This window comes from Pseudoduganella buxea (genome assembly GCF_009720835.1).
GTDB lineage: Bacteria > Pseudomonadota > Gammaproteobacteria > Burkholderiales > Burkholderiaceae_D > Rugamonas > Rugamonas buxea.
In genome coordinates this window covers 1-12209 of sequence record NZ_WNKZ01000129.1, presented here as the reverse complement: position 1 = coordinate 12209, position 12209 = coordinate 1, and the positions used below count along the sequence as shown (strand labels likewise).

Annotated in this window: 12 protein-coding genes; 4 read left to right on the top strand and 8 right to left on the bottom strand. The window is 69.1% G+C overall.

Annotated elements, in window-relative coordinates:
• Together GM672_RS25540 and GM672_RS25535 are read left to right on the top strand one after the other, a co-directional pair.
• Positions 1-233 (top strand): SH3 domain-containing protein (locus GM672_RS25540; RefSeq protein WP_155473339.1); only part of this gene is annotated, 233 nt, incomplete at its 5' end.
• A 189-nt stretch (positions 234-422) separates the two neighbouring features.
• Complete coding sequence (locus GM672_RS25535; RefSeq protein WP_155473338.1) at positions 423-1976, top strand: FHA domain-containing protein; 1554 nt, start codon at positions 423-425, stop codon at positions 1974-1976.
• A 9-nt stretch (positions 1977-1985) separates the two neighbouring features.
• Here the strand turns inward: GM672_RS25535 and GM672_RS25530 are convergent, their stop codons facing one another.
• Both GM672_RS25530 and GM672_RS25525 read right to left on the bottom strand, forming a co-directional pair.
• The gene (locus GM672_RS25530) at positions 1986-2876 is read right to left on the bottom strand and encodes a pirin family protein (protein WP_155473337.1); all 891 of its coding nucleotides are present in this window, start codon (positions 2874-2876) and stop codon (positions 1986-1988) included.
• A gap of 11 nt (positions 2877-2887) precedes the next feature.
• On the bottom strand, positions 2888-3292 hold the full coding sequence (locus tag GM672_RS25525; RefSeq protein WP_155473336.1) for an OsmC family protein: 405 nt from the start codon (positions 3290-3292) through the stop codon (positions 2888-2890).
• 178 nt (positions 3293-3470) lie between these two features.
• On the opposite strand from GM672_RS25525, the gene GM672_RS25520 reads away from it, so the two are divergent.
• Positions 3471-3902 (top strand): GNAT family N-acetyltransferase, encoded by a 432-nt coding sequence (locus GM672_RS25520; RefSeq protein WP_155473335.1) that lies wholly within the window; start codon positions 3471-3473, stop codon positions 3900-3902.
• Positions 3903-3948: 46 nt separating this feature from the next.
• Here the strand turns inward: GM672_RS25520 and GM672_RS25515 are convergent, their stop codons facing one another.
• Both GM672_RS25515 and GM672_RS25510 read right to left on the bottom strand, forming a co-directional pair.
• Positions 3949-4443, bottom strand: coding sequence for an STY0301 family protein (locus GM672_RS25515; protein ID WP_155473334.1), 495 nt, complete (start codon positions 4441-4443; stop codon positions 3949-3951).
• Positions 4440-4916, bottom strand: a complete 477-nt coding sequence (locus tag GM672_RS25510) for a BPSL0067 family protein (protein WP_170300240.1) — start codon at positions 4914-4916, stop codon at positions 4440-4442. The genes GM672_RS25515 and GM672_RS25510 overlap by 4 nt, the downstream gene beginning before the upstream one ends.
• 164 nt (positions 4917-5080) lie before the next feature.
• Here GM672_RS25510 and GM672_RS25505 point away from each other — a divergent pair, with 164 nt between their 5' ends.
• A complete protein-coding gene (locus GM672_RS25505; protein WP_155473332.1) occupies positions 5081-5413 on the top strand; it encodes a DMT family transporter in 333 nt (110 codons plus the stop codon).
• A gap of 21 nt (positions 5414-5434) precedes the next feature.
• Here GM672_RS25505 and GM672_RS25500 read toward each other — a convergent pair whose 3' ends face one another.
• The 4 genes from GM672_RS25500 to GM672_RS28530 all read right to left on the bottom strand — a co-directional run.
• Positions 5435-7861 (bottom strand): SUMF1/EgtB/PvdO family nonheme iron enzyme, encoded by a 2427-nt coding sequence (locus GM672_RS25500; RefSeq protein WP_155473331.1) that lies wholly within the window; start codon positions 7859-7861, stop codon positions 5435-5437.
• 7 nt (positions 7862-7868) lie between these two features.
• Positions 7869-10157: an SPFH domain-containing protein gene (locus tag GM672_RS25495; RefSeq protein ID WP_155473330.1), complete on the bottom strand. Its 2289-nt coding sequence runs from the start codon at positions 10155-10157 to the stop codon at positions 7869-7871.
• 77 nt (positions 10158-10234) lie between these two features.
• The gene (locus tag GM672_RS25490) at positions 10235-11248 is read right to left on the bottom strand and encodes a hypothetical protein (protein WP_155473329.1); all 1014 of its coding nucleotides are present in this window, start codon (positions 11246-11248) and stop codon (positions 10235-10237) included.
• The coding region (locus tag GM672_RS28530; RefSeq protein WP_170300239.1) for a hypothetical protein at positions 11248-12209 on the bottom strand (962 nt) is incomplete at its 5' end. The genes GM672_RS25490 and GM672_RS28530, both read right to left, overlap by 1 nt.

The following is a 12209-nucleotide window of genomic DNA, read 5'->3' as shown; positions in this document are numbered from 1 at the left end:
TCAGCGCGCCACGTTTGCCCGCATCGGGCCGGCCTTACCGGGTCTATCGCGACCTGAACGTACGCGACGGGGCCGGCGTCGGCGCGCCGCGGCTGGCGGTGGTACCGGCCGGCGCGCTGGTTACGCCGACGGGCGAGCGTGAGGGCGACTGGTGGCGCGTGCGCTATGGCGCCGCCCCCCAGCACACAGGCTGGGCCAGCAGCCTGTGGCTGCGCCAGGCCGGCGAGCCGTGACACCGATGACACAATTGCCATAACTTGGCGGCCCGTCATCGAAAGTTGTGCATTCGATCTCGCCGCCCGGCCGACCCCGCCGCAACTGCATGAATACGAGGGGAAATACCCTCCTGTTCGGGCTAAAGGTTGATTGCCAGCGAGCCGTAAAAGCGCGTAAAGTTCGTCTATCCCTTTCGTGGCGAACCAATGAACCAATGCCGTAACATCGATCACCCGCACTGCACCTTCTGGGTCGCGCCGGGTCAGCACGCCTGCGAAGGCGGCCACGCGCAGCCTGCCGCGCCCGCCGCCCCGACCGCGCAGCCGGCCAATTCGAGTTATGAGCTGCTGAGCGCCGTGCGCAACACCCGCGCGCCGCAAGCGAATGTGATGGAAGCGCCCGAGCCATCGACCCCACCCGCGTATGGCAAGCTGGCCACGCCGATGCGCGTGCGCCCGCAACTGCACATCAGCGGTTTCGATCCGCGCGCGGCCGGTGGCCGGCAGACCCTGAAGATGGAACTGCGCGGCATGCCGGCCGACTGCGCACCCCGCCTGGCGCTGCAGCTGACGTCCGAACTGATTCCGAACGGCGCCGTGCGCCAGCAGTTCGTGCGCTCGATCGACGGCGACTGGTGCCCCGTCTTCGTCGAGTTCTCGTCGCGCGACCGCGAACACGGTCAATACCAGATCACCACCCAGGTGCTGTCCCAGCACGCCGGCCAGGCCGCGCGCAAATGGGAATGCACTTTCGTCATCCTGGTGCCGCGCCTGGACGCGAGCCTGACGGAAATCCACCGGATATTCCTGTCGACCCACAAGAACGTGCGCGTGATGGCGGACGATGCGTCGATCGCCCGCGTGTCGGGCCAGGGCGGCCACAGCATGGATATCGACGTTACGGCCCGCAATGCCGGCATCGCCCACGTCGACCTGGGCGCCCCGCAGGGCAAGATCGACCTGGGCTTCTCGACGATCGCGTGGGACGAGGACCTGATTGAAATCGACATGCCGGCCGTGAAGCAGGCCCACCCGCATCCCAGCCGCGCCGCCAGCTTCGTCAACGCCGCGCCGGAAGCACTCGCGCAGCGCCACGTGCGCCTGTTCGCGCTGGACGAATGCGTGTTCGGCCGCTTCGAGCTGGTCGATCCGGAAGCGAACGCGCTGCTGCACCACTACACGCCGGACGGCATCGACAGTGCTGGCCTGACGCGCCGCCTGTCCGGCCGCCACGCCGTCATCCGCCGGGGCACGCAAGGCTTCGAGATCGAGGACGTGTCGCGCTACGGCATCCTGCTGGACGGCGTCTGGCCCGGCAAGCACAAGCCGGTGGCCCTGCGTCTTGGCATGCGCATCGAACTGTCGGCCAGCATCAAGGGTATCGCCGTGCTGGAAGTGACGGGCCTGATGCCGCACGGCGTGATCCTGCACCGCATCGACGAAGGCGCCCGCGCCGAATGCTTCGTCGTGCTGGCGCCCGACACGCACCCGGGCTTTCCACTGCGCCGCGTGCAGACGGCGCCCAGCGCCGCCGCGCTCCCCGTGCTGTTCCACCTCGATGGCGGCTTCTGGCACCTGGACGCCGTGACGGGCAAGGAAACGGCGCTGGCGCCCACCGTGCAGATGGAAAAGCTGGCGCGGGTGGCGCCGCACACGCGCTTCGCCAGCGACGCCTACCCGGAAAGCTGGATCATCCGCACCGGGGGCGTGGCGCTGGAGACGGAAACGGCCGCACCCGCGGCGGCCGAACAGGGCGCCTGAGCGACTGCCTTACAGATAGGTGCCGCCCGCCGGCTTCTTCGGCAGCGGAATGAATTCCGTTTCGCCCGGCACCGGGTCGAAACGCCGCGCCTCCCAGTCCTCGGCCGCCTGCAACAGGCGCTCTTTTGAGGACGACACGAAATTCCAGAACATGAACCGACGCCCGTCCAGCGGCGCGCCGCCGATGACGACGAAGCGGGCGTCGCTGTCGGCGCGCACGTTCTGCGTGCCGCTCGTGTCCAGCAGGGCCATCGTGTTCGGCACCAGCGGCGCGCCGTCCAGCGCCAGCGAACCCAGTACCGGATAGATCGCCGCCTCGGGCGGCAGGGCCGCCAAGGCCAGCTCCTGCCCCGCCGGCAGCACCACGTCCAGGTAGAAGGTCTCCATGAAGGTCGGCACGGGCGACGTCAAGCCGTAGGCGCTGCCGATCAGCACGCGCACCGTGGCGGCCCCCACGGTCACCTCGGGAATCGCGTCGGCCGGGGTGTGCGAGAAGCCCGGTGCATCCTCCTCGTTCGCCTTCGGCAGCGCGGCCCACAATTGCAGGCCGTGGGTGCGGTGCGGCTTGCCGGCCAGGTCCTGCGGGGTGCGCTCGGAATGGACGATGCCGCGCCCCGCCGTCATCCAGTTGATGGCGCCCGGCTCGATGCGCTGGAAGGTGCCGATGCTGTCGCGGTGGTCCATTGCCCCTTCGAACAGGTAAGTCACCGTGGCCAGGCCGATGTGCGGATGCGGGCGCACGTCGTGGTTGGCGTCCGGCTGCACGTCGATGGGACCGAAGTGGTCGAAGAAGATGAACGGGCCGACGGCCTGCTTGACGGCGGCGGGCAGGAAGCGGCGCACGATGAAGCCGCCGCCCAGGTCCTTGTCGTGCCCTTTCAGGAGTTGCGAGATCGTCATGGCCTCCTCCGTTACGCCAGCTGCGTCGTGACTTCCGTCGTCACGGCCGTCATCAGTTTATGAATCGGGCATTTCTGCGCCACGCCCAGCAGTTCCTCGCGCTGGGCGTCGGTCAGCTCGCCTGTCAGGTGCAGGGTGGCGGCCAGGCGGTACACGCCCTTGCGCTCCTCGCTGTCGTCGCGCTGCGTCGTCACCTGCACGTCGACGACGGGGATGTTCTTGCGGTTGGCGTACCACAGCACCGTCAGCGCCTTGCATGCCGACAGGGCGGAGTCGTACAGGTCGTGCGGCGACGGCCCGGCATCGAGGCCGCCCTCGGCCGGCGTAACGTCGGTGGAAATGATGTGGTTACGCACATGGACAATGTGGCGCATGGGCTGCGACAGGTCGCGGCGAACGGTGACGGGTGTGGACATGTGTTCCTCGGCGGGTGATTGTCAGGGCTTCAAGCTTGGCGCAATGTACACCTTTTGCCGGCGGCTGCCTATCGCCCCAAAGGGGAGGGTGGCGAACCGTACTTCGCATCTCCTTGTGTTCTGCTATCTTCCGCCTACCCATTCAACGCGCAGTACCAGCCGAGCCGGGAGAACCACCATGCACGGGAATTACCACGTCACGCTCGAGACGGAACCCCAACCGGAGGACATGCACGGCCTGGTGCAGGGCCTCACCGATTTCAACGCCGACCACGCGGGCGGCGAAACGCCCCGCTACCTCCTGATCACCATCAAGGACGAACCGGGCAAGCTGGCCGGCGGCCTGCTGGGCGCCACCTATCTGGGCTGGCTGCAGATCCAGGTCGTGTGGCTGACGGACCAGCTGCGGGGTGAAGGCTTCGGCAGCACGCTGCTGGCCATGGCCGAGCAGGAAGCCGTACAGCGCGGCTGCGCCGGCAGCTTCGTCGAAACGCTCAGCTTCCAGGCCCTGCCCTTCTACGAACGGGCCGGCTACGAAGTCTTCAGCCGCCTGCCAGATTTCCCCGCCGGCGGCGCGCGCTATGCGCTGACGAAGCGGTTGGCGGGCTGAGGTTCGCGCGGGCTGATCGCCCGCCCGATAGCCCGTGCGGGCCGGGTCAGCGGCACGTGATGACCGACAGGGAATGCCGGCGCCGCTTCGTGGCTGGATCGATGCCGTCCGGTTTGAACTTGACCGTGCATTCGTCCGTGCCGGCTGCAAGCTTGAACGCCTGGTAGATGTTGTCGCCGTAGTCGCACACGATCCACTTGTCCAGTGGCGGCAAGTCCGCCGGTTCGCCACCCGTCAGGGCAAAGCGGTTGATGACTGAACCGTCGCTGCGCTGATCCGTTTCACCGATCATCACGCCGCGATCCTCGATACGCCCCAACCACACGCGCGCATCCAGTGCTTGCAGGGTGCTGCCCGGCAGGTAAAAGCCGGTCCAGCCCTTTGACGCGCGTACTGTGACATCATCCGATGTCAGCTTGGCAGGGCACGCGAAAACATGGCTGGGGGGGGTAGGTCCTGCGGCCGCGTGACCCTGTACGGGAAGCGGCGCTACGGCGAATACCCACAACACGATTGCAATCGACTCGCTCTGCTTTGTCATTTTGCCTTCACCGTTGCTCTGTGCTCGATAACATACAATGCTTCGGCGTTATCGGACGGGCTGGGCCAGCTGCCGTTGGACCGCATCTGACCTCTACGAAAGACCGTGCGCCGGGAAACACGATTTTTTTCAGGGTTTCCCGGTTGCGGATTCCACTGGTCCATCAGGATGACGCCAACGATGGGGCAGCGCTTCAATTTCGGATCGTAAGCGCAGGCTGTGACTGCTCCTTCGTAGAGTGCAGCATGGCGATGGCCGCTGGTGGGATAGCGCCCATTGACGAACATGGCGACAGCCTTACCGGGTTCTATCTTTCCGCCCGCCTGCAACACCTCAATGACACGTTCGCCCGGCACCCAGGTGCTGGTATGACCCACTCGAGGCAAATAATGCTGCACGAGGCGGGCACACTCGCCCCCGCCGACCTTGCTGGATTTTTCGAGATCCGCCACGCCGCGATAAACGAAAGGCATCGTACGCTCCTTGGAAAACGGGAGCCTTGATCGTAAAAGCGGCGCGGGCACAGGCTGTTGATCTGGCCGTACTGATGGGCGTTGCCTATATGACGGATCGCAGGGGCTCAGGCGAAGCGCAAACGCTGGCATACTGCGCCCATTGTCAACGCTCCGGAGTCCCCATGAACAACTGGCTGTTCCTTGCCATCGCCATCATTTCAGAAACCATCGCCACCTCGGCATTGAAAGCCAGCGAAGGCTTTTCCAGGGCATTGCCGTCGACCGTCGTCGTGGTGGGCTATGGCATAGCCTTCTATTTCCTGTCGCTGACGTTGCGCACCATTCCCGTCGGCGTGGCCTATGCCGTCTGGTCGGGCGCGGGGATCGTGCTGATCGCGCTGGCGGGCTGGCTGGTGTATGGCCAGAAGCTGGACCTGCCGGCGCTGGTGGGCATGGGATTGATCATCGCCGGCGTCATCGTCATGAACGTGTTCTCGAAAACCACCGGCCACTGAGCGGGAGCTTGCCCAGGGCACTCAGCCGAGCCGGCGCGCCACGCGCAGGCCGACCACGTCGTTCGACAGGAAGGCCGAGTAGCCGTTGCGCACGGCCGAGCGCAGGTAGCGTGGCTGGTACAGCCAGGCGCCGCCCCGCAGCACGCGGCGCGACGGGTCCCCGCCCTGCTCCCACACGCTGCCGTCCGTGGGCGCGCCCACGTAGTTGTCATGCACGGGGTCCTGCACCCATTCCCACACATTGCCATGCATGTCGTACAGGCCCCACGGATTGGGCGGAAAGCTGCCGACCTTGGTGGTGCCGCCACGTGCCTCGCCCTTGACGCCGGCACCGTAGGTGAAATTGCCGTCGTAGTTGGCCTGCTCGGTGGCGATCTCGGCGCCGAAGCTGAAGGCCGTCTTGGTGCCGGCGCGGCAGGCATATTCCCATTCTGCTTCGCTCGGCAGCCGGTACACCTGGCCCGTCATCACGGACAGCCAGTTGACGTAATCCTGGGCGTCGTACCAGCTGATGCCGACGACGGGATGCTCGTCCGTCTGCGGAAAACCGGGATTGGACCAGTCGAAGTCCAGTTTCGGCTCCCAGCCGGTGGCGCGCACGAACCTGCGCCACTGCCCCACCGTGACAGGATGCCGGCCCAGCGCGAACGAGTGCTCGATGCCGACCCAGTGCGGCGGCTTCTCCCGTTCCAGCCAGGCCCGCTGGGCACCCGCCTTCAGCGCCACCGTGTGCTCGTAGTCGTGGGCGCCCATCTCGAAGCGGCCCGTCGGGATCAGCACCAGGTCCGGCCCCGTGCCGCTGCCGTCGATGAAGGCGTCGCGCAGCACGCCGCTGGCATCGGCGACGGGGCTGGCGGCTGTCGGCAGTTGCGCCGCCAGCTCCGCCGCGTGGCGCGCGGCCTGCTCGCGCCGGTGCCGTTCCTGCTCGGCGCGATAGGCTGCTTCGGCCTTGGCCAGGGCCGCCTTGCGCTGCTTTTCCTCTTCCAGCTGGCGCGCCTTCAGCGCATCGGCCTCACGCCGGGCCAGCAGTTGCTGGCGCAGGCGCTCCTTGCGTTCGGCCGCCTGCGCCTCCGCTTCCAGCCGGCGCTGCTTTTCCAGCGCCCGCCGCACCTGGTCCTGCTTCAGCTTTTCCAGCGCGATCGCCCGGGCCTGCGCCTGCACCTGGGCCTTGCGCGCGGCCAGCTCCATCTGCCGCTGCAGTTCGAGCCGGCGCTGCTCCTCGGCTTCCAGAGCACGCTGGCGTTCCAGCACACGGGGATCGGCTTCGACGACCGGCGGCGCGGCCACGGCAGGCTCGCGCACCTCCGGCCCGCGAGGGGCCTGCGCGACCCTTTCGGCCTGGCGGGCCGCATCGGCCGCCTGGGCCGCGTCCTCGCGCCGACGCTGCTCGGCCGCGCGTTCTTCCTCGATCTGCCCCGGCGTCGGACCAGCGGCACGCTCAAGGGCGTCGAGCAATGCCGCCACCGACTCGGGGCGCTCCTCGTGGTCGAAGGCGAATCCGGCCTGCAGCACGCGCCACTGCGCTTCGTTCAGGCCAGGCGGCGCCACCGGCTGGATCTGGGCCGAGCGCATTTCGTCGAATGGCAGCGCGCCGGCCAGCATCTGGTAAATCATCACGGCCACGGCGTAGACGTCCAGGCGGGGCGATGGCTGGCCCTGGTGCGTGCCCGCCTCCGGCGCCCGGTAGCCAGCCGTGCCGGCATTGGGGGTGCGCGTGTCGAAGCGGCGGGCCGGCGCCGATCCGCCCGGCGTGCTGGCCGCGTCGCGGGCGCGCGCGGCAATGCCGAAGTCGAGCAGCTTGATCTCGCCCAGCGCCGTCAGGAACACGTTGCCCGGCTTGAGGTCGCGGTGCACCAGCCGGTGCTTGTCCCACGCATACTGCAAGGCTTCCGCCACGGGGCGCAGGATGCGGTAGGCGTCGGCCACGGTGCCCTGGCCCTGGCGTGCCAGCCAGGCGTCGAGGTCCTCGCCATCCAGGCATTCCATGATGATGAAGTAGCTGGCCGTGGCCGGGTCCTGGGCCCACTCGTAGACGCGCACGATATTGTCGTGGGCCAGCCGGCGTGCCTGGGTCGCTTCCTCGATCAGGAGGCGCGCGTGCACTGGGCTTTGCGTCAACTGCGGCGGCAGGATCTTGACGGCGACGTTCTCGCTGTGGCCCAGCTCCGCGTGCGTGGCCAGGTCGGTGGCCTGCCATACCTGGCCCATGCCGCCCATGCCCAGCAGCCGCTCGAGCCGGTAGCGGCGGTGCTGGGGACCGATCTCCTGGCCCGCCATCAGCCCCAGTTCCGTGCCCTGGCGGGGCGGCAGCGGCGGCGCCGAACCGCCCGGCGGCGCGTATTCCGCGTCCAGGATGGCGTTCTTGCGGCGGTCGAACTCCGCCAGGCTCAGGAGCCCGTCCTCGTGCAGCGAGCGCAGTTCGCGGATCTTTTCCCTTGCTGTCTGCATCGCGTCCTTACGGCTGCAGCGGCACGCCGCACTCCGCGCAGAACTTCGCGTCCGGCCGGTCCTTCGGCACCGGGTGGCCATTGCCGCAGGTGCGCGGCACGGGGGCGGCATTCGGTGCGTGGTGGTGATGCACGGGCGCGCCCGCCTGCGCCACGCCGATGCCCAGCTGCGACTGCGCCGCCAGCGCGTTGGCGTGGGTGGCGTTCTGCAGCTTCAGCAGCTCCAGCTGGTGCTGGCGGTCCTTGTCCTGCTGGGCGTCCGTGCGGCTGCGTTCGTCGCTGACGCCCTGCTGGGCCAGCCGCAGCGCGTCCAGCTGGCTGATGCTGTTTTCCGCCGCCACCACGCCGGCCAGGGCCTGCAACTGCTCGGCACTCATGCCGGCATGGGCCTGCGTCTTCATCAGCTGGGCCAGGGCCTGGGCATTCGGCGTATCGGTCAACGCGATCTTGCCCGTGTCGGACAAGGTGCCGACGGCCTGGATACGCTCGATCTCGATGCGGGCCAGTTCGGCCGCGTGGTCCTGCTGGGCCGCCAGGGTGTCGTATTCGCCTTTCCAACGGGCGAAGCGTTCGTCGCGCTCGTGTTCCATGCGACGCAGTTCCTGCTGCCACTGGGCCTCCTGCTCGCGCAGCTTCAGGGCCAGGCGCGCTTCCTCGGCTTCAATGGCCAGCGCGCCCTGCTGGCGCTGCTGCATGCCGTCGGCCTCGATGGTGCGCAGCAGCTTCTCGTGCTGGGCCAGCGCGTCGGCGCCGGCGCCGCTGCGGCGCAACTCGTCCAGCCGCGCGGCGATCTCCGCCACCTGCACCTGGCCGCCAGCCTCCTTGGCCGCCTCGCCCCGCGCCAGCTCGCGCTTCCTGGCGATGTGCAGTTCCTCTTCCCATTCCTGCACGCGCTCGGCTTCGCGTCGCCGCGCGGCATTGGCCAACGCCACGCCCTGGAAGCGGGCCGCGTGGTGTTCCGCCTCGATCTGGGCCTCGCGCTGCTGGGCATCGCGCTCGGCCTGCTGCAGGCGGCGGGTCTGGGCCCGGCGCGCCGTTTCGTCCTCGATGGCCAGCGCCTGTTCCATCTGGTTGCGGATCTGCTGCAGGTGCAGCTGGTGCGTGAAGCGCTGGCGCGCCAGCGCCCTTTCCTCGACGGCCGCCTGCTGCGCCATTTCCAGCTCGGTGCGCAGACGGATCTGGGCCAACCGGCGCACGTGCTCCCACTCGGCCGCCTCGCCGGTGCGCAGCGACGATTTCTTCGCCAGCTCGTGTTCCAGCTCGGCCGCCACGGCGCCGGCCCCACGGTCGAAAGCCTGCTTGCGCGATTCCGATTCGGCGATGCGGGCATACAGGTCGATCTCGCGTGCCCGCACGGCCTGCAGGCGCTCGGACTGGCGCAGCGCCAGTTCGGCCTTGTCGACGGTGGCATCCTGGCGCAGCTCGGCGCGGCGGTAGTCGCTGCGCGCCTTCTGTTCCTCGCGCCAGATGGCCTGCCATTCCTCCTCGTCGTACAGCTGGTCGAGCTGCTTGACGTGCTCCAGCTGCACATGGCGCTCGTCCGTGACGAGCCACAGGCTGCCGATACGTTCGCGGTTGGCGTCGAACTTGTCGTGGCGCAGCGCCAGGGTCTCGACCTGCACGGCGGCCAGGCCGAAGTCGGCCAGCCGCAGCTTCAGGGCTGCCTGCAGCCGCTCGTCCAGTTGCAGGCGCAAGTCCGGATTGGCGTTCATCTCGCGCAGCGAGCGGGCGCCGACGAACTCGAATGCCACCTGGCGCACCAACGGCGCCAGCAGCTCGTGCAGGTGCTGCGTGGTGACGGTGCCGGGCGCCGTCATGAAGTGGCGGGCGAAGGCCGGCACCTGCTCGACCTTGATGCCGACGGTGAAGCGGGCGGCGATTTTCAGGTGTTCGGCCGTGGCCAGGTCGGAAAAGGAGAACTCGACGGGCAGCGGCGTGGTGCGGGTGATGAGGATTTCCCCGTGCTGGTCGCGCAGCAGGTTGTTCAGGCGCTGGAAGAAGCCTTCCAGTTCGTACTCGCCCTGGGCCACCTCGGTGGCCTGCTCGCCTTGCAGGATGTAGGCGCGCGTGGTGGCGGGCACGCGCAGCGTCTTCGTGAAGATGCCGGACAGTTCGCGCACGCCGAAGTAGACGGCGAGTTCGTCGGCCGCGGGCACCCAGCGGTTTTCCTGCAATACCGGTTCGCTCCGCGGTGCGCCCAGCGACAGGCCGCAGCCGCCGCAATAGCCATCGGCACCACCGCTGCGCTGCCCGCAGCGGGGGCAGCGGGCGCCACCGGCACCAAACATCTTGAACATGTCAGACTCCTTGCTTTTTTGACCATGGGCTGCCCTGCGATTTTAACAGGCGTGGGGCAGCCCTCCCTTCGCACGATTCACATCAGGCCGATCCGGGCAATGCACGCCAGCGACGCGCCCCGGGCGCGCAGCGCCGTCTCGTAACCGGCCGGCAGCTGCTCGTGCCACGCCGCCGGCACCAGTACCCGGTCGCCCTGGGCTGCTTCCCGCAATATCAGCTCGGCCTTGGCGGTGCAGCCCTCGACGGTGGCGACGGTGCCCGCATGCCACGCGGTGGAAGTACCCGTCGCCACCAGGCGCCCGCGCGGGACGAATTCGCGTCCCCGCGCCAGCCGGTCCGCCATCACCAGCGCCAGCTGGTAGGAGTCGCCCTGGAAGCGGGTTTCCGAAAACCGCACGACGCTGCGCCAGCGCCCCAGGCCGCGCCCATCGAAGTGGCGCGCGCCGGCCAGCGCCGCGCGCACGGCCTGCTGCAGCACGGCGTCCGCGCCCGGCACGGCGATGGTGTCCTCCTCCTCCAGCCCGGGGGCATCGAGGGGAAACACGCTGACCTCGACCCAGCCCAGCGTGTCGTTGATGCCGCCGCTGTGCAGGGGGAACCAGGTCCGCACGGCCGACACGGCGGCGGCGGGGTCGGCATGGCCCGTCAGCGCGCCCAGGTGCGGCAGCTGTCCGCCGCCCAGCACGACCTTGCCCTCGGTATCAGGAGCCGCCCCATCGTGGCCGTCGACGCGGCCCAGTTGCCAGGCGTCCGACCAGCCCAGCGCCAGCGGCACCGTCGGGCAGTGCCAGACGCCCCGCACCAGCCGGTCCGCCAGCACGGCGGCCAGCTCCCAGTCCCGTTCCTGCGGCGCCGGCACGGCGTCAATGCTGAGCACGACCTGGTCGCGGCTGTCGAAACGGTGCTCGGTCAGCCGTGCCAGGCGCACCACCTCGGCCATCCGCTCGCCCATTTGCGGCGCTCCGGGCACGGCGCATTTGACGTCGGCCCGGTTGGCGCGGGGGCGCCGCGTGGCCGTCAAGGTGGCGATGCGCCCGTCGGCCAGCAGGGTGCGGCAGCTTGCCGCCGCCGGCGGTGGAATATGGTTCATCAGGTCGGCTCGCGTCGTTCGGGGCGGTCCCGCGGGTCGGCGCGGCGCGCCGCCACATGGCATTCCAGGTTGGCGACGATGCGATCGAGCTCGTCGCCCAGGGCGGCGAAGCCGGACCCTCTCATTGCGGCCAGCACACGCCACCCTTCGTCCAGCGCCGCGACGGCGGCGATGCTGGACGACGTGCGCAGGTGCTGGCCGGCAGCGTGCAGCGCCTGCCCGGGGGCCGCCAGCGCCAGGGAAGGCATCGTGTCGACCTGTACCGACACCAGCGCCAGGCGTTGCAGCAGGTCCCGGTGGGCGGCAAACGCCCCATCCGGCAGGGGCAGCCCGCGCAACCGGGCCGCCAGCGCGGGCAGCTCCAGGAACAGGCGGCGCAGCGCGGCGGCATCGTCCGGCTGCGCTACCGGCGCCGGCGCGGCGGGCGAAACGACTTCCGGTTCCGCCACGACGAGTGCCACCTGTGACAGCGCCCGCGCCCGCAGCAGCGCGGCGAAATCGACAGTCTCCCCCAGGTCGACGGGCAAACAGTCCGTGACGATGAGGCCAAAGCGGGTGTACAGCAGTTCGTTGACGCCGGCGCGGAAGGCGTGCCACTCGTCGACCGCCGTGCAGGGCGGCAGTTCCAGGGTGCCGCCTTCGAGGGCCCCGCGCAGGGCGCCCTGCAGCAGGGCCGCGAAGGCCGGCAAGGGCACGGCGTGGGTGCCCGCCGTCACTTCGCTGGACAGGAACAGCTCGAAGCGGTGCTGCTCGCGCGACGCGTCGTCCGCGACGATGACGCATTCGATGCGCAGCCCGGCCTCCGGGGCCGCGGCAAAGGGCGCCACTTCGATGGCATACGGGCCGGGATGCCAGCACCACGCCGCCTCGCCCTTGCCGGGCATGACGGTGGCGCCGGTGGCGCGGCGCGTGCGGCCGTCCGCCCCGACGATGAGGACGGCCATGCCGGCAGGTGGCGCCA

Coding starts and splice junctions, on each gene's coding strand:
- GM672_RS25535 (WP_155473338.1), top strand. CDS start 423: ATGAACCAATGCCGTAACATCGATCACCCGCACTGCACCTTCTGGGTC.
- GM672_RS25530 (WP_155473337.1), bottom strand. CDS start 2,876: ATGACGATCTCGCAACTCCTGAAAGGGCACGACAAGGACCTGGGCGGC.
- GM672_RS25525 (WP_155473336.1), bottom strand. CDS start 3,292: ATGTCCACACCCGTCACCGTTCGCCGCGACCTGTCGCAGCCCATGCGC.
- GM672_RS25520 (WP_155473335.1), top strand. CDS start 3,471: ATGCACGGGAATTACCACGTCACGCTCGAGACGGAACCCCAACCGGAG.
- GM672_RS25515 (WP_155473334.1), bottom strand. CDS start 4,443: ATGACAAAGCAGAGCGAGTCGATTGCAATCGTGTTGTGGGTATTCGCC.
- GM672_RS25510 (WP_170300240.1), bottom strand. CDS start 4,916: ATGCCTTTCGTTTATCGCGGCGTGGCGGATCTCGAAAAATCCAGCAAG.
- GM672_RS25505 (WP_155473332.1), top strand. CDS start 5,081: ATGAACAACTGGCTGTTCCTTGCCATCGCCATCATTTCAGAAACCATC.
- GM672_RS25500 (WP_155473331.1), bottom strand. CDS start 7,861: ATGCAGACAGCAAGGGAAAAGATCCGCGAACTGCGCTCGCTGCACGAG.
- GM672_RS25495 (WP_155473330.1), bottom strand. CDS start 10,157: ATGTTCAAGATGTTTGGTGCCGGTGGCGCCCGCTGCCCCCGCTGCGGG.
- GM672_RS25490 (WP_155473329.1), bottom strand. CDS start 11,248: ATGAACCATATTCCACCGCCGGCGGCGGCAAGCTGCCGCACCCTGCTG.